At 40.2% G+C, this 17242-nt stretch carries 13 protein-coding genes and 3 tRNA genes; 4 read left to right on the top strand and 12 right to left on the bottom strand.

Going from position 1 to position 17242, the window contains the following annotated elements:
* The first annotated feature begins 239 nt into the window (after window positions 1-239).
* Window positions 240-1520, top strand: coding sequence for a hypothetical protein (locus tag AC1EU0_RS12360; protein WP_480302766.1), 1281 nt, complete (start codon window positions 240-242; stop codon window positions 1518-1520).
* 78 nt (window positions 1521-1598) lie between these two features.
* On the opposite strand, the gene ppiD is transcribed toward AC1EU0_RS12360, so the two are convergent.
* The 9 genes from ppiD to AC1EU0_RS12315 form a co-directional block, all read right to left on the bottom strand.
* Window positions 1599-3485, bottom strand: a complete 1887-nt coding sequence (gene ppiD, locus AC1EU0_RS12355) for a peptidylprolyl isomerase (RefSeq protein WP_480302765.1) — start codon at window positions 3483-3485, stop codon at window positions 1599-1601.
* A 245-nt stretch (window positions 3486-3730) separates the two neighbouring features.
* Window positions 3731-4003: a nucleoid-associated protein HU-beta gene (gene hupB, locus AC1EU0_RS12350; protein WP_121839368.1), complete on the bottom strand. Its 273-nt coding sequence runs from the start codon at window positions 4001-4003 to the stop codon at window positions 3731-3733.
* Window positions 4004-4247: 244 nt separating this feature from the next.
* Window positions 4248-6617, bottom strand: a complete 2370-nt coding sequence (gene lon / locus AC1EU0_RS12345; RefSeq protein ID WP_480302764.1) for an endopeptidase La — start codon at window positions 6615-6617, stop codon at window positions 4248-4250.
* Between the two features lie 162 nt (window positions 6618-6779).
* The gene (gene clpX, locus AC1EU0_RS12340; protein WP_480302763.1) at window positions 6780-8060 is read right to left on the bottom strand and encodes an ATP-dependent protease ATP-binding subunit ClpX; all 1281 of its coding nucleotides are present in this window, start codon (window positions 8058-8060) and stop codon (window positions 6780-6782) included.
* 87 nt (window positions 8061-8147) lie between these two features.
* Window positions 8148-8759, bottom strand: coding sequence for an ATP-dependent Clp endopeptidase proteolytic subunit ClpP (gene clpP / locus AC1EU0_RS12335; RefSeq protein WP_480302762.1), 612 nt, complete (start codon window positions 8757-8759; stop codon window positions 8148-8150).
* 93 nt (window positions 8760-8852) lie between these two features.
* On the bottom strand, window positions 8853-10163 hold the full coding sequence (gene tig, locus AC1EU0_RS12330) for a trigger factor (protein ID WP_480302761.1): 1311 nt from the start codon (window positions 10161-10163) through the stop codon (window positions 8853-8855).
* A 254-nt stretch (window positions 10164-10417) separates the two neighbouring features.
* A tRNA-His gene (locus AC1EU0_RS12325) sits at window positions 10418-10493 on the bottom strand.
* A gap of 38 nt (window positions 10494-10531) precedes the next feature.
* Window positions 10532-10608, bottom strand: a tRNA-Arg gene (locus AC1EU0_RS12320).
* 85 nt (window positions 10609-10693) lie between these two features.
* Window positions 10694-10770, bottom strand: a tRNA-Pro gene (locus AC1EU0_RS12315).
* A 362-nt stretch (window positions 10771-11132) separates the two neighbouring features.
* On the opposite strand from AC1EU0_RS12315, the gene folD reads away from it, so the two are divergent.
* Window positions 11133-11987 carry a bifunctional methylenetetrahydrofolate dehydrogenase/methenyltetrahydrofolate cyclohydrolase FolD gene (gene folD / locus AC1EU0_RS12310; protein ID WP_480302760.1) on the top strand — a complete coding sequence of 285 codons (855 nt, stop codon included), beginning with the start codon at window positions 11133-11135 and terminating at the stop codon, window positions 11985-11987.
* A gap of 64 nt (window positions 11988-12051) precedes the next feature.
* Here the strand turns inward: folD and cysS are convergent, their stop codons facing one another.
* Window positions 12052-13431, bottom strand: a complete 1380-nt coding sequence (gene cysS / locus AC1EU0_RS12305) for a cysteine--tRNA ligase (RefSeq protein ID WP_480302834.1) — start codon at window positions 13429-13431, stop codon at window positions 12052-12054.
* A gap of 211 nt (window positions 13432-13642) precedes the next feature.
* Here cysS and AC1EU0_RS12300 point away from each other — a divergent pair, with 211 nt between their 5' ends.
* Both AC1EU0_RS12300 and AC1EU0_RS12295 read left to right on the top strand, forming a co-directional pair.
* Window positions 13643-14137 carry a peptidylprolyl isomerase gene (locus tag AC1EU0_RS12300; protein ID WP_480302759.1) on the top strand — a complete coding sequence of 165 codons (495 nt, stop codon included), beginning with the start codon at window positions 13643-13645 and terminating at the stop codon, window positions 14135-14137.
* A gap of 9 nt (window positions 14138-14146) precedes the next feature.
* The gene (locus tag AC1EU0_RS12295) at window positions 14147-14857 is read left to right on the top strand and encodes a UDP-2,3-diacylglucosamine diphosphatase (RefSeq protein WP_480302757.1); all 711 of its coding nucleotides are present in this window, start codon (window positions 14147-14149) and stop codon (window positions 14855-14857) included.
* Between the two features lie 2 nt (window positions 14858-14859).
* On the opposite strand, the gene miaE is transcribed toward AC1EU0_RS12295, so the two are convergent.
* Both miaE and AC1EU0_RS12285 read right to left on the bottom strand, forming a co-directional pair.
* The gene (gene miaE, locus AC1EU0_RS12290) at window positions 14860-15621 is read right to left on the bottom strand and encodes a tRNA isopentenyl-2-thiomethyl-A-37 hydroxylase MiaE (RefSeq protein WP_480302755.1); all 762 of its coding nucleotides are present in this window, start codon (window positions 15619-15621) and stop codon (window positions 14860-14862) included.
* A gap of 88 nt (window positions 15622-15709) precedes the next feature.
* Window positions 15710-17227, bottom strand: a complete 1518-nt coding sequence (locus AC1EU0_RS12285; RefSeq protein ID WP_480302753.1) for a hypothetical protein — start codon at window positions 17225-17227, stop codon at window positions 15710-15712.
* Window positions 17228-17242: the final 15 nt, after the last annotated feature.

The raw sequence follows: 17242 nt of genomic DNA, 5'->3' as shown, positions 1-17242 counted from the left end.
TAGCTTTATGATTTTCTAACGCCGCTCCAATGCGGCGTTTTTTAATGTTAATTAATCATTGACAACTCTACAAATAACAAATATACATTTTTTACTTATAAATCAACGACATACACATCAGTACCCATACGGTATTTTGATCGTATCTTTAGCTTCATTATTTATTATTCACTTTCGATGCCATTGAACTTCTAATGTATTACTTTAGAAGCTAACTAAAAAGTGTTTGAGATAAAGTGATGGCAAGTGTTGAACCTGAAGTGTCGTTAACGCCACGTGTTGCATGGCGATGGATTAGTGAAGATGAATTTAATGAATCGGAGTCATACGCTGAAATTCAGATAATAACGTCTGATAGAGGTTGCGAATATACGCTCCAGGAAGTCAGAAAAGCACCAAACTCTAGTTCATACTTCCCTTCCCCTGACTCTGCATTTTTTGGAACAACAAACTCAAGTTCAAAATCCTCTGATGCTGTATTGTTTGAAACAACAAACTTTAGTTCGAACTCCCATGGCGCAGCCTCTATTGAAACGACACAAGAACCTGAAGTTTCAACGAAACCTGAACCAGAAAAATCGTTATCTCATAAAGAGCTTGAACAACAAACTACTCCACAAAAGATTTTGCAGCAAGAAACTCTTTGCGAAAGACCTAATGCAAATGGCTCTAGGCCAAATGCTCCAAGGGGCTCCCTCGACGACTTCGACATGATGGAAGATATTATTAGAATGGACAGTGTGCATAATTCAGCGACTAATACTATCCACACAACCGTTGGAGTTTTAAATAAAGCTGGCCAAACGGTTAATCAGGTACTAAGTATCACCAGTGCTGATGTGCCAAAAGATGATACTTCTAGAACTCTAGTGGCAGGACGCATAAGTGAACATGCTGATCAGTTCAAACAAAAAGTAAAAACTACAGGCACATTAGAAACTTCACTTGCATTTGAAGCCTTTCAGTATTACCTAACACGTCGTGAACTCGCTATAGAGTATATTGGACCGACATTTCCAACTCTTCCAGGCTCGAATGAAATTGATGACTCATATCTACGTGGTGTTCCGGAGAATAAGTTTACAGAGTATCTTGATTTTATGTATCAAAAACACTTTCCCAACTGTAAACAACCTTTTCTAATGCAAGTCGTAGGCATTAAAAAGAAATGGGCGCCAGATCATGCGATATTAGTTGTTTACTCTAAAGATGCAACCATAATCGTAGACTCTAAAGATAATACCTATCCTAGTACAAAGATGAAACCCACTAAGACATTTCAGTTTAAATCTTATAACGATGGTAGTACGTTAGGCTGGCTCTTGGATTTTAATAATTGTGTACGCTATGCCGTCGGCTCTGGTCTTTTGATTGCACATGAACTTTGTCATGGAAATTCGGATAATCGTATTAATGATGCGCAACAAAAAGGAGGTATGGAGCGATTAGTACTATCGCTTAATTCTTTTAGGGCTCCCCCAAGTGCATGTTTTGCTTATAGGAAGGAATACAATAACTAATAAGCCAAAAACAAAGAAAAAATCCCCTCCATTTCTGGAGAGGAATTTGATACACCTATTTATTGTACAGCTTATAGATTACTGTAATTCACTAATCTCATTTGCATCTTCAGCATAAGTAATTTCAGCTTTAGATTTTAGATATGCAATTAATGAACGATAATCTAACTCTGAGAAGTTATTCGCTAACTGCTGTTGTAAGGTGCCGATGACTGCATCATTAATGCCTTCCGCAGGATTAACCTCATCAAGTGCAACTACCGCATAGCCACTTGTTAGCTCAACTGTACCAACTGTAGGCACTTGGTTTGGTTTAGATAGCTTAAATACTTCTGATACAAGTTCAGGCTGTAGCTCTCTATCATAACGGTGAAGGTTAGCCTTCGCAGTGAGCTTAACTTCTGGCTTACCTGCTTTGATACTTGCAGCATATTCTTCAGCTTTGGTTTTGGCTTGGTCATTAGCTTTATCTTGCTTAATACGCGCGACGATATCAGCTTTCACTTCATCAAATGATTTCGTTCCTGCAACCTTGTGTTCGTTAACACGTAATACAATCACATGGTTATCACCCAGCTCAATCACATCACTGTTCATGCCCTGATCTAACACTTGCTCAGAAAATGCAGCTTTGATCACTTTAGGGTCATTCAACACTGCAGGAGGATTATTACGAGCAAATAAACCAGAGTGCATCACCTTAGCATTTACGGCTTTAGCTGCATCTTCTAATGTATCTGGGACTTCATAGCTGATATCGGCTAGCTTTTGTTGCTGTGAGTAAAACTCGTCATCAGCCTTACGCTGTTTAAGTTCTTTTTCAATATCGGCTTTTACATCAGCAAATGCTTGAGTTTGAACTGGCTTTTCATCAAGTAGTTTAATCAGGTGAAAACCAAACTCTGATTTAACAACGCCAGACACCTGACCTTTTTTCAACTTGAATAATGCATCATCAAATGCAGGGTCCATAACACCTTGCTCGTACCAATCAAGTTTACCGCCATTTTTAGCGCTAAAGGTATCTTGAGAGTCCTTTTTAGCAAGTTCGGCAAAGTCTGCACCATTGTCTAATTCTTTTTTAATGGCTTCAATTTTTGATTTTGCGGCTGCTTCATCGTCACCGAAAGGAATCAAGATATGAGCAGGAAGACGCTTTTCAGTAGTTTGATACTGATTCTTATGCTCATCATAGTAAGTCTTTGCATCTTCTTCAGAAACGTTAACCTTACTAGCAAAGTCAGCTGAATTTAGCTCAACATAATCTAGGCTTACTTGTTCTGGACGTACAAACTGGTTTGTATTTTGATCGTAGTAATCTTTAGCCTGTTCGTCAGTCACTTTTATGCTAGCTTTGTATGGCTCTGCATCAACAATCGCATAGCGGATATCACGGCTTTGACCTTGAAGTTCGGCAATATCTTTTGCTTCAGTCTTTAATGCAAATTCAGAACCGATTAACGCTTCTACCAGTTGACGACGAGTCATATCTACGCGCATGCTTTCACTAAAGGCTGCAGGTTGATAGCCTAATTGGCGAAGAACAGCTTGAAAACGATCATTATCAAAGTGACCATCGGTTTGAAACGCTGGCTCAGAAAGGATTGCTTGTTTTACTTGCGTATCTGAAACGGTTAAATTCAGGTTCGAAGCAGCTTGGTCAACGAGCTTTTGAGCGACTAAGCGCTCCAACACGTTTTGTTTAACACTCTTTAGATAGTTATCATTTGAGGCCAGTGTGTCAAACATTTCGCCTAATTGCTGTTGTAAACGATTACGTTCGTTTTGATACAACTGCTCTAACTCAGCTTTGCTGATTTCTTCACCGTTAACGGTGGCTGCGGCCACACTTGTTTTTGAGCCTAAATAACTGCTCACACCAGCAAAGGCAAATGATAAGATCACAAGTATTAAAATTGTTTTCGCAATTACACCTTGTGAACCCTCGCGAATCTTTTCTAACATCAGATATCTCGCTTAGTTAAGTAATAAAAAAGGCGCCGATGATGTGCGCCTTTTTTTGGTAATATGGATATTCAAAACCAACATCAATTAGTACTGAATTGTAATCGTTATTATCACTGTTTGTCGATCACATATCAGTCTTAATTGCTAGTATATTGTATCAAAATCCAAAGCCCTGAATTTGTAAAAAGCACTGCATTGCAGTGCTTAAAACAAATACCATAAAGGCTACAAAATCGCTATTCTTAGTTAACAGCGTCTTTTAGTGCTTTACCAGCTTTGAATGCAGGTACTTTAGCAGCTGCGATTTTGATTTCTGCACCAGTTTGTGGGTTACGGCCTGTACGTGCAGCGCGCTCACGTACTTCAAATGTACCAAAACCAACAAGAGAAATTTTGTCACCACTCTTTAAAGTGTCAGTTACGGCAGCAATAAAAGAGTCTAGTGCACGGCCTGCAGCAGCTTTAGTAATGTCTGCATCAGACGCAATTTTCTCAATTAGTTCAGATTTGTTCATGTCATCCCCTTGAATGTACTATTTTAATCACCGCAACCAAGTCCATCTATATATACGCGGTCTGCGGATGCTTTGTATAAAGCTTGAAGTATTTTCAAGCTAACTAAAAAAACCAAATTTAAATTGGCAACAGCTATAAACCAAGTGCCCCAACACCTGTCGAGGCTTGATTATCCACTTACCTAGGCTACCACAGGTCTGCGGTTTGTTAAGCCCTTTTTTCAATTTTTTTAAGTGAATACTGTTATTTTTTTGTTTTTTGCTCTTTTTTTACCACTTCGAAGCCCTTAACTGGGTTTTCTAGCGCCAGTTCAAGGACTTCATCGACCCATCTTACAGGGAAAATTTTGAGATCTGCAATCACATTTTCTGGAATTTCTTCTAAATCTCTTTCATTTTCATAAGGGATCAGCACTCGCTTAATCCCACCTCGATGTGCAGCAAGCAGTTTTTCTTTCAATCCGCCAATAGGCAAAACTTCTCCACGAAGAGTAATTTCACCAGTCATGGCAATATCAGCACATACTGGATTTCCAGTTAAGCTCGACACCAATGCCGTACACATAGCAGCACCTGCCGACGGACCGTCTTTAGGAGTTGCCCCTTCTGGCACATGAACGTGAATATCACGTTTCTCGTGGAAATCGCTGTTAATACCGAGGTCTTCTGCACGAGCACGCACCACAGTTAATGCTGCTTGAATTGACTCTTGCATAACGTCACCAAGAGAACCGGTATAGGTCAATTTACCCTTACCTGGGACTGAGGTTGCTTCAATCGTCAGTAAATCACCGCCAACTTGTGTCCAAGCTAAGCCAGTAACCTGCCCTACTTGGTTGTTAGATTCCGCTTTGCCATAATCATGACGTTGAACACCTAAGAATTCTTTGATGTTATCGCCGGTTACATCAACTGACTTGATGGATTTATCCAGCAGTATTTTCTTAACAACTTTACGGCATATCTTCGACAGTTCACGCTCTAAAGCACGAACACCGGCTTCACGAGTGTAGTAACGAATAATGCTTATAATCGCACTGTCTTCAACATTCACTTCAGCAGCTTTCAAACCATTACGTTCTATTTGCTTAGGCAGCAAGTGCTGTTTAGCAATATTCAGCTTCTCATCTTCGGTGTAACCTGATAAACGAATTACTTCCATACGGTCAAGTAACGGCCCAGGAATATCCATCGAGTTTGATGTTGCCACAAACATCACGTCTGAAAGGTCGTAATCTATCTCAAGATAATGATCGTTGAAGGTGGTGTTTTGCTCAGGATCGAGCACCTCAAGTAATGCAGAAGCTGGGTCGCCACGCATATCTGAGCTCATCTTGTCGATTTCATCCAATAGGAATAGCGGGTTTTTAACTTCCACTTTTGCCATCTTTTGAATGATCTTACCCGGCATAGAACCTATATAAGTTCGACGGTGACCACGTATTTCAGCTTCATCTCTTACACCACCTAAAGCAACGCGAACATACTTGCGACCTGTAGCTTTTGCGATAGACTGGCCCAGCGACGTTTTACCAACACCTGGCGGGCCTACTAAACATAGGATAGGGCCTTTAAGCTGTTTAACCCGACTTTGAACAGCCAAGTACTCAAGAATACGCTCTTTAACCTTTTCTAAACCAAAATGATCGGTATCTAGCACTTGTTCTGCTTTAGATAAATCACGTTTGATCTTTGAGCGTTTTTTCCACGGTACAGACGTCATCCAGTCAATGTAGCTACGAACCACTGTAGCTTCGGCTGACATTGGTGACATCATTTTCAGTTTTTTAAGTTCGGCAAGTGTTTTATTTTTTGCCTCTTCAGGCATTTGAGCGTCTTCGACCTTTTGAGTTAGGACATCGAATTCATCATGTCCTTCATCCATGTCACCGAGCTCTTTTTGAATGGCTTTCATTTGCTCATTCAAATAATACTCACGCTGACTCTTTTCCATTTGCTTTTTAACGCGAGTACGAATGCGTTTTTCGACTTGAAGTAAATCGATTTCAGCTTCCATCATACTCATCAAGTATTCAAGACGTTCACCTACATTGAACATCTCTAATACTGATTGTTTATCTGCTAATTTCAATGGCATATGAGCCGCCATGGTATCGGCAAGGCGAGCGGCTTCGTCAATACCTGAAAGCGATGTCAGTACTTCTGGAGGAATTTTCTTATTAAGCTTGATGTAGCCTTCAAATTGGCCAATGGCACTGCGCACCAATACTTCTTCTTCTTTCGCTTCCAGCGCTTTAGTTTCTTGAAAGCTAGCATTAGCAACAAAGAAGTCTTGCTCTTGAGTGAACTTTTCAATTACTGCTCTTTTCCCGCCTTCTACCAGCACTTTAACCGTGCCGTCGGGTAGCTTGAGTAATTGCAAAATAGAAGCCACTGTACCCACACCAAAAATATCATCGGTAGTCGGTTCGTCTAGGTCGGCGTCTCGCTGGGCAACCAGAATAATTTGCTTATCCTGTTCCATTGCTGCTTCAAGGCAACGAATTGATTTTTCGCGGCCAATAAACAACGGAATAACCATGTGCGGGTAAACAACCACATCCCTTAGTGGCAATACGGGGAGTTCGATATGCGTAGCACTCTCTTGGGTCATATTGCAATTCCGTGTGATGAGTTAAAAAATGAAGATTATTAAATCTGTATATAAAGACTATATAAGGGCGTTGGATGCCCTTTCAATAGCATAGACAAAAAAAAGGAGCTTACTGCTCCTTTTTCAACCTAGAATGTGAATTCTTTGTTCTGTTTGCTCGAATTACTGTTCACCACTAGCAGCTTGTGGTTCTTGATTATCGTATATCAAAATCGGATCTGATTCGCCATTTACAACAGATTCATCAACGACAACTTTGCTTACATCATTGTTTGATGGAATGTCGTACATGCTGTCTAGTAAAATATTCTCAACAATTGAACGAAGACCACGGGCACCAGTATTACGCTCCATCGCTTTTTTCGCAATCGCTTTCAACGCATCTTCACGGAATTCAAGTTCAACATCTTCCATGGTATATAACGCAGCATATTGCTTAGTGATGGCATTTTTAGGCTCAGACAAGATCTGAACTAAGGCATCTTCATCTAACTCTTTCAGGGTAGCAACAACAGGTAGACGACCGATGAACTCAGGGATCAAGCCGAATTTAACTAAATCTTCTGGCTCAACGTGCTCAAAAGTTTCTGAAACTGATTTTTTATCAGCTTCACTGGTGACCGTTGCACCGAAACCAATGCCCTTACCTGTATCAATACGTTGATCGATAACCTTTTCTAGACCAGCAAATGCACCGCCACAGATAAATAGAATCTTAGAGGTATCTACTTGCAGAAATTCTTGCTGTGGATGCTTACGTCCACCTTGCGGAGGAACCGCCGCAACAGTGCCTTCAATTAGCTTCAATAAGGCTTGTTGGACACCTTCACCAGAAACATCACGCGTGATCGATGGATTATCTGCTTTACGGCTGATTTTATCGATTTCATCGATGTAAACAATACCACGCTGAGCTTTTTCAACATCATAGTCGCATTTCTGAAGAAGCTTTTGGATGATGTTTTCAACATCTTCACCTACATAACCCGCTTCGGTCAAAGTCGTTGCATCAGCCATTGTAAATGGAACATTTAGCGAGCGAGCAAGAGTCTCAGCTAGTAGGGTTTTACCACTACCTGTAGGACCGATAAGCAAAATATTACTTTTGCCCAATTCAATGTCACTGCTCGGATCTGAATGTTTCAAGCGCTTGTAATGGTTATAAACAGCAACAGCAAGCACACGCTTTGCTTTATCCTGACCAATCACATAATCATCAAGATGTTGACGCAGTTCGTGCGGAGTTGGAAGTTTATCTTCATCAGACTTAGGTGAAATATCTTTGATCTCTTCACGGATAATATCATTGCACAACTCAACGCATTCATCGCAGACATACACAGACGGGCCAGCAATCAGTTTACGCACTTCGTGTTGGCTTTTTCCACAAAAAGAGCAGTAAAGCAGTTTACCGCTATCACCATTACTTTTATCGTCGGCCATTATTTTACCTCTTTATGCCATAAAAAGTTATGACATAGTGAATCTTATACTCTATATCTCTGAGCATAACTCAGAGACGTAAAAAAATCAGTCTCTGTGTGTCATTACTGAGTCAACCAAACCATATTCCATGGCTTGTTCAGCACTCATAAAGTTATCACGATCTGTATCTTTTTCAATAACTTCCAGAGGTTGACCAGTGTGTTCTGCCAAAACTTTATTTAATTTTTCTTTAATGCCTAGGATCTCTTGTGCATGAATAGCAATATCCGAAGCTTGACCTTGGAAGCCACCTAATGGCTGATGAATCATAACACGTGAATTAGGTAAACAATGACGTTTACCTTTTTCACCTGCCGCTAACAAAAAAGCGCCCATGCTTGCTGCTTGCCCCATACAAACTGTACAGACATTTGGCTTGATAAACTTCATGGTGTCATAGATTGCCATACCTGCGGTAACTGAACCGCCCGGCGAGTTAATGTACAGGTAGATATCCTTGTCTGGGCTTTCTGATTCCAAAAACAGTAGCTGTGCAACGATAAGATTTGCCATATGCTCTTCAACTTGCCCAACTAAGAAAATGATTCTTTCTTTTAGCAAACGAGAGTATATATCGTATGAACGCTCACCTTTAGCCGTTTGTTCAACAACCATAGGCACTAATGAATTCAGGACAGATTCTGGCGCTTTATGCATATGCATTATTTCCTTAAAATAAAAATGGCTCGTACGAGTAGCCTCATACGAACCATTATAAATGGCTTCTAGCCGTTCAAGTCAAGCTTGAGTTTATGCTTGGGCATTTGCCTTGTTCATAAATTCTTCAAACTGTACTTCCTTATCAGAAACCTTAGCAGCTTTTAGTACTTCTTCAACCGCTTGCTCTTCAAGGGCAACGTTACGCATATTCTGCATAAGTTCTTCGTTCTTGTTGTAGTATTCAACAACTTCAGAAGGATCTTCGTATGCAGAAGCCATAGATTCGATTAGAGAGTTAACTTTGTCGTCATCAGCTTTAAGTTCGTTAGTCTTAATAACTTCACCAAGAAGTAGACCAATCTTAACACGGCGCTCAGCTTGCTCAGTAAATAACTCAGCTGGTAGCTCAGGCATGTTGTTGTTTTGGTCTGCACCACCAAAGCGTTGAAGTGCTTGCTGACGTAGAGCATGAACTTCGCCATCGATTAATGCTTTAGGTAGCTCGATTTCGTTGTTGTCTAATAGACCGTTGATCACTTGCTCTTTAATGTTTGCTTTAAGCGCTTGCTCAAGCTCACGAGTCATGTTCTTACGGATTTCAGCTTTAAGAGCGTCAACGCCACCTTCAGCAACACCAAATAGACCAGCAAACTCATCATTTACTTCTGGTAGAGTTCCACCTTGAACTTCAGTCAAAGTGATTGCAAACTTAGCTGCTTTACCTTTTAGGTTTTCAGCGTGGTAATCTTCTGGGAAAGTTACGTCGATGTCGAACTCTTCACCAGCTTTCTTACCTAGGATGCCGTCTTCAAAACCAGGGATCATACGACCACTACCTAGTTGAAGTTCGAAATCGTCAGCTTTACCACCTTCAAACTCTTCACCGTCAACAGTGCCAACAAAGTTCATTTTAACTTTGTCACCGTCTTCTGATGCACGTTCAACTGCTTCATAAGTAGCGTGTTGCTTACGTAGAGTTTCAATCATGTTATCAACGTCAGCATCATTTACTTCAGCAACGGGCTTTTCAACGTTGATTGCATCTAACGCTTTTAGCTCAACTTCTGGATAAACTTCAAAAGTTGCGGTGAACTCGAAGTTTTCACCTTCTGTATTGCCTGGAGTAAAGGTTGGAGCACCTGCTGGGTTAATTTTTTCAGCAATGATAGCTTCAACAAAGTTACGCTGCATGAATTCATTTTTAATATCATGCTCAATTGCTGCACCATAGCGCTTTTTAATTACGCTTACAGGTACTTTACCAGGACGGAACCCAGCGATTTTAGCACGGCGTGCTTCTTGTACCAGTGCGTTATTGATTAGCTTTTCTAGATCGCCTGCAGGTACAGAGATCGTTAAACGACGCTCCAAACCTTGGGTTGTTTCTACAGAAACTTGCATTATTTTACCTCGAAATTTGTCTAACGTCCTTTGTCATAGCCGAAGTCTCAGCTACGTTTAAGAATTCGTTCTTGGGTGCTTAATACACCGAGTTACTTTGATATAAGACGCGCCATTATAGCCATGGTTATCTATATACTCAAGTGGGGCAGAAAAGCTGAGATTTCAGCTGTTTTTAGAGTGTGAATTATGTCGAATTTAAAAGCTGATAAAATGGCAAAAAGGCGACCTAAATGGTCGCCTTTTTTTAAGAATGGGGTGACTGATGGGGTTCGAACCCACGACAACCGGAATCACAATCCGGGACTCTACCAACTGAGCTACAATCACCGCTGAAACAAATTTTTTTATTCTTCAACAAAGAAGAATGGTACGCCCGGCAGGATTCGAACCTGCGACCATCCGCTTAGAAGGCGGATGCTCTATCCAACTGAGCTACGGGCGCATGGCATTTTTATTAAAAATGTCCTAAACCGGAAATAGCTTCCTTAGCTATTTTAGTCACTCACCATGGCAAATGACAATAAATTTGGTCGGTGATAGAGGATTCGAACCTCTGACCCTCTGCTCCCAAAGCAGATGCGCTACCGGGCTGCGCTAATCACCGAGAGTGTTTCAAGCTAGCCTGCTGCTTGAGAACGGAGCGAATATTATAGCGTCAGATTTTTTCCGTCAACGATTTTTTTGAAAAAGCTTACTGTGTGATGAATTAACAAGCTAATTAAGCTTTTTTCATGCATTTTTAGGGGCTTTCGCAATGACAGTGATGCCTACTATTGATAGAATACGCCCGATTATTAATTGAGTTAGCCTATTACAATACAATAAAAATGAGTTACTGGCTTTGATACCCTCCAATTACATAATGCCTTTAACAAACATCGCGGGTCGATAATAACTACTTAATTAAAGTCTGATTCTAGGGCTTGCCCTAACCTTTGCATCGCATTTAAAGGATATCCTACACCTATGACTGCCCAAATAATTGATGGCAAGGCAATCGCTAAATCCATTCGTAGCCAATTAAAGACCCAAGTTGCTGAACGCATCGCTCAGGGAAAAAGAGCTCCTGGACTAGCTGTGATACTCGTCGGTTCCGATCCCGCCTCTGAAGTTTATGTTGGTAGTAAACGCCGTGCTTGTGAAGAAGTTGGCTTTATCTCACATTCTCACGATCTCCCGTCTAACACTACAGAGTTAGAATTACTTCGAATTATCGACCAATGTAATGAAGACTCAACGGTAGATGGTATTCTTGTACAATTACCTTTACCTGAACATATAAATGAAGAAAAAATTATTGAGCGCATTCGTCCCGATAAAGATGTAGATGGTTTCCACCCATACAATGTTGGCCGCCTTGCTCAGCGCATTCCTCTTCTTCGTTCATGTACCCCAAAGGGGATCATGACCTTAATTGAATCAACAGGTGTTGATACTTATGGCCTTGACGCAACGATAGTTGGCGCTTCAAACATTGTTGGTCGCCCAATGACGCTTGAACTGCTGTTAGCTGGTAGTACGACTACGACTTGCCATCGATTTACTAAAAATTTGGAAGATAAAGTTCGTCAAGCGGATTTGTTAGTGGTTGCGGTAGGAAAGCCAAACTTTATTCCTGGTGAATGGATTAAAGAAGGCGCTGTAGTGATTGATGTAGGCATTAACCGTCTTAAAGATGGCAGCCTAGTAGGTGATATTCAATATGAAGAAGCTTCTAAGCGAGCTGGCTTTATTACACCAGTACCGGGTGGCGTAGGTCCAATGACCATTGTAAGTTTATTAGAAAACACCTTGTTTGCAGCAGAAGAATATCACGATTAATTGCTAAAAAATGTCCATTAAAAAAGCCAGCGCATTGCTGGCTTTTTTTGTGCTTAGCTACAAATTATTTTTTGCGCCAAGTAGTACCGTTAGCACCATCTTCCAGAATGACACCCAGCGCATTTAACGCATCACGAGCTTTATCAGCGGCAGGCCAATCTTTTTCAGTTCTTGCACGATTACGTTCAACAATCAAAGCTTCGATTTCAGCCACTTCATCTTGGCTGCCCTCACCTTTAAAGAAAGCTTCAGGTTCTTGCTTTAATAAGCCTAGAACATTAGCTAACTGCTTAAGCTTGGCACCAAGTGCGTTTGCCGCGTCATCATCTTTGCCTTTAAGACGGTTGATTTCACGCGCCATATCAAACAGAACAGAATAAGCCTCTGGCGTATTGAAATCATCATCCATAGCGGCATCAAACTTAGCCACAAGCTCTGATACTTCAGCAGGCTCTACAGTCAAATCTAAGCCGTTAATTGCGGTGTATAAACGCTCAACCGCGGCACGAGCTTGATTTAGGTTATCTTCACTGTAATTGATTTGGCTACGGTAGTGACCTGACAGCAAGAAATAACGTACTGACTCGGAATCATAATGCTCAAGTACATCACGGATCGTGAAAAAGTTATTTAATGACTTCGACATTTTCTCTTTGTCGATCATCACCATCCCTGAGTGCATCCAATAATTCACATACGGCGTATCATGAGCACAGCAAGATTGAGCAATCTCATTTTCATGGTGTGGGAATTGTAAGTCTGAACCACCACCGTGAATATCAAAATGCAACCCTAAATGCTTGCTGTTCATTGCTGAACACTCAATGTGCCAACCTGGACGGCCTGGTCCCCAAGGTGAATCCCAAGTAGGTTCACCAGGCTTAGACATTTTCCATAACACAAAGTCCATTGGATTTTCTTTTGAATCTTCAACCTCTACGCGAGCACCTGCTTTTAGCTGATCTAAATCCTGACCAGATAAACGACCGTAATCAGCAAATGATTCAACGCGGAATAATACGTCGCCACTTTCAGACACATATGCATGATCACGTTCAATCAAACGTTCTACCATAGCAATCATTTCAGGGATATGCTGAGTTGCACGAGGTTCTAGATCTGGACGGATCATATTTAATGCATCGAAATCAGCGTACATTTCATTGATTAAGCGTTCAGTTAATTCATCGCAAGATTCGTTATTTTCGTTGGCACGCTTAATAATCTTGTCATCAACATCGGTAATGTTTCTGTGATAATCAAGGTTGTAACCTTTGTACCTTAGGTAACGTGCGATCATATCGAAAGACACAAACGTTCGTCCGTGACCGATGTGACAGAGATCGTAAATGGTGACTCCACAAACGTACATGCCAACTTTGTCTGAACGAATTGGCGTAAATTCTTCTTTTTTGCGGGTCAAGCTGTTGTATATCTTCAGCATCATCGATCTCTTTCTGGAAAACTAAAACAATTGTGGATTAACAACACATATCCACTTACCTGTATGACTTAATGATTAAGAGCCATAGAAGTAAAATTCTAGCATGGTGGCAATAAAGTTGAATACACTTGATTTAACTTCTAACGAACTAATTGAGTGAAATCTGGGATTAAGCTAAAATTCAGCTTTATTCCTTGACGTATTAAGCAAAATGATTACATTACATACCAATTACGGTGATATCAAAATCCAACTTAACCATGAAAAAGCGCCAATTACGGCTGCAAACTTTGAGTCTTATGTTAAAGACGGCTTTTTCGATGGCACTATCTTCCACCGTGTTATTGATGGATTCATGATCCAAGGTGGTGGTTTTACTGAAGACATGCAACAAAAAACCACTAAAGAAGCGATTCAAAACGAAGCAAACAATGGCCTTTCTAATAAAAAAGGTACGCTTGCAATGGCTCGTACTCAAGCACCTCACTCTGCTTCTTCACAGTTCTTCATTAATGTTAAAGATAATGATTTCTTAGATTTCAAATCTGAAACTCTTCAAGGCTGGGGTTACTGCGTATTCGCTGAAGTTGTTGAAGGCATGGACGTTGTTGAAAAAATCAAAGGCGTAGCAACTGGCACTAAAGGTATGCATGCTGACGTACCGCTAGAAGCTGTTATTATTGAAAAAGTGACTATTGAAGACTAATTTCATAATATGTCTACCTTATTTATTGGTGATCTTCATTTAAGTGAAGATCACCCTTATATCACAGATTGTTTATTTCACTTTTTGCAGACTCATGCTCAAAAGGCTGAGGCGCTGTATATCCTTGGCGATTTGTTTGAGGTATGGGTTGGTGATGACGTCGCTGAGCCTTTTGCGATTGAAGTCGCTGAAAAACTCAGAGCAATTTCTCGATATACCAAAATTTATTTTATTAATGGCAACCGTGACTTTTTATTGAGCCATAGATATGCACGCCAAGCAGGAATGAAAATTCTCGATGAAGTTCATACTCTCGATTTGTATGGAAAGCCGACAGTAATTTTGCATGGTGACAGCCTTTGCACTTTGGATGAGGATTATCAAAAATTCCGCGAGTTTCGAAACAAAGCTTGGGTAAAATGGCTTTATGCTAGCTTGCCCGGTGGAATACGCCGTGCCATTGCCAGCAAAATCCGCAATAAAAGCAAAAGTTCAAACCAATATAAAACCACTCAGATAATGGATGTTGAACCGTCTGCTGTTAAACAGTTAATGCAGAAAACTAATACCGTGCAAATGATTCATGGTCACACTCATCGCCCTGGTTATAACCAAGTCGATGAAATCAGAGTGCGAATTGTTGTTGGTGATTGGTATGAACAAGGTAGCATGTTGGAAGTGTCTCAAGATGGAGCAACGTTGCACACACTACCGTTTTAAACTTAGAGCGTTGGTACTCCACTATGAAACTTAAAGTCAGCATCTGGAGTACTGATTAACTCAGCTTCTTTAACTCCAAAGAATTTCACTCGTTCTGAAATATCACCACCAGCAATTTCTTCTGCAAGCGTCAAATAATCTTGATAATGACGGGCTTCACTACGAAGTAAAGAAACATAAAAGTCACCTAATCGCTTATCGACATGAAGCGCTATCGCGGCAAAACGCTCACACGATCTGGCTTCGATATAAGCGCCGATGATCAACTTATCAATCAAAGTATCTGGTTCATAACTGGTGACATGGCGGATCATACCTTTTGCATATCGACTTGAAGTGATGTTTTCGTATGGAACATCAAATTCTTCCATCAGCTCTAGTACTTGATAGAAATGATGTAATTCTTCTTTTATTAGTAAGACCATTTTATCAATCAAGTCTTGCCCATAAGACGTACCAGACTTAGGTAACATAGATTTGGTTAACGTATTGTGTTTAATAAGCTCTCGCCAATTTCCCTCTTTACGATATGCAAAAGCTTCAAACGGCTTTAGCCATTCTAAAAGAGCATTACCACTTTCTTTATCTACGGCATACTTGCGAATTAAATACATGGCACTTTGGGCTGCTTTTAATTCGCAAATAAGATGATCGATTAAAATCACTGACAAATTTTTAGGCTTTATCGCCTCTTCTATCCATTCGTCAGGGGTTTTACATTTTAAAAATTGATGGATTGGAGCAAGTAACTCTGTGTAGCTCAATGGTTTGATTTCCTGTAGATACAATCTTGTAATTGTATCGTAACCAAGCTTTAGCCCATAGTCATAACAGCGTAAATTATTTTTGTTTTTAATTCAGTTTCACATACTCAAACGCGACCACATCACCAATATGTGGCAAAGTATTCAGCGACTTAGAATTACCGTTTAAATTAAGGAAAGCATAACTGCCATCTGGAGCATGCCAGCCAATAAATCCCTGTTGCACTTTTTCATTTCCACTATCGTCTTTAATAAACCAACGCAATAAACTGCCCCACCACACAATGTCACCATCACTTATTTTTGAGAAATCCAAGTAGTTAATGTTGTTATCACTAGAAACATTAGGTTCAATCGACTTTAACTTGATTCTTCCATCACCATCAATGCTGCTTACAGTGTAAAAGCGACCAAATGGAAAAGCCTCTGGATCAAGAAGCTGATCTTGCCATGCATCACCCGCTTCCATTAATTTTGTAAGCTGTTCCGATTCTTCAGCTGAGTTAGTGCTAATAACCGTCTGTTTTTCATCAACTGACTGGGATGAAATAACCCCTTTGTTACCGATAGACGAATGAATTTGTGTATCAACCACAATATCAGGAGAATACCAACCAGGCTCAGGTGTGGGAGCATTATAAGACAATGGTGATACTGTACTGTTTCTTTCAGATACCGTTTCAAGAATTGAGGGTAAAGAATTAAACTCTGTTTCATGTAGAGTAGCATCATCTATCAATTCCATTTCGAAACTTAGCGAACTATGATCAATGACAAAATTGGTAACACCAGCATACTTGTTTAATTTTCTTATTTTAGAGTAGTAATTAAAGCGATTAACTTCCCCATTGACAGAAGCGAATGCTGCTACCCCTAAGTTACTGCCCAGCGAAGTTAGTGTTAAGTTTATCGTTTGAGGATAATAGCTGGATCTAATTTCATCTTGATAGTTAATTCCAGTAACCCTTACCCCACCTTCAATGTATATTTTCAATGGCGAACCGTTACCACCTTTAAAATCAACTGGAATGGCATTTTCAGATATTTGAGTCCCTGGTTTGCTTACTGCCCAACGTCCACCAGAACTAACGGGAACAATCAATCTGACTTCGTATTGTAAATCAGCACTGTATTTAGGGTATACATCACAGTATGTGGTAAAGGTAGTGATTCCAAAAGTATCATTAAGTGTAGGGTTGCTTATTGATTTTGAGTTTTGACCATACATTGGTCTGTTATGATTAAAATTATTGTCTTGGTTACGCTCTAAAAATTTAATTTTGAAACGCCTGACCCTTTGATTTGATTGCTGATCTGTAACCAGCTTGTTAAGTGTAATGGCAAAATCTGTATTATATTTAAAACCCGAAACAGCGTATGTCGTATCTGAATTAGGATCTTTAAACTCTAAACCATAAACATCGCTTGGACTTACATCTGAATTAACGAAAAAGAAGCCTAGATTTTTAGGGAATTCAAAAACAGTATTATTTGAGCCAGATGTATGAGCACATTCCATATGCAAAGGTATTGTGGCAGCAAAGGTACCAAATGAAATCCAGTTAACAACCCAAATGATGCAAACAAGCACACTCTTGATAGTCATAAGATTATGTAGTTT

The organism is Parashewanella sp. 2210YD4-3, from assembly GCF_056591735.1.
The sequence above is the reverse complement of the archived record's forward strand: the minus strand, read 5'-3'. Positions and strand labels throughout refer to the sequence as shown.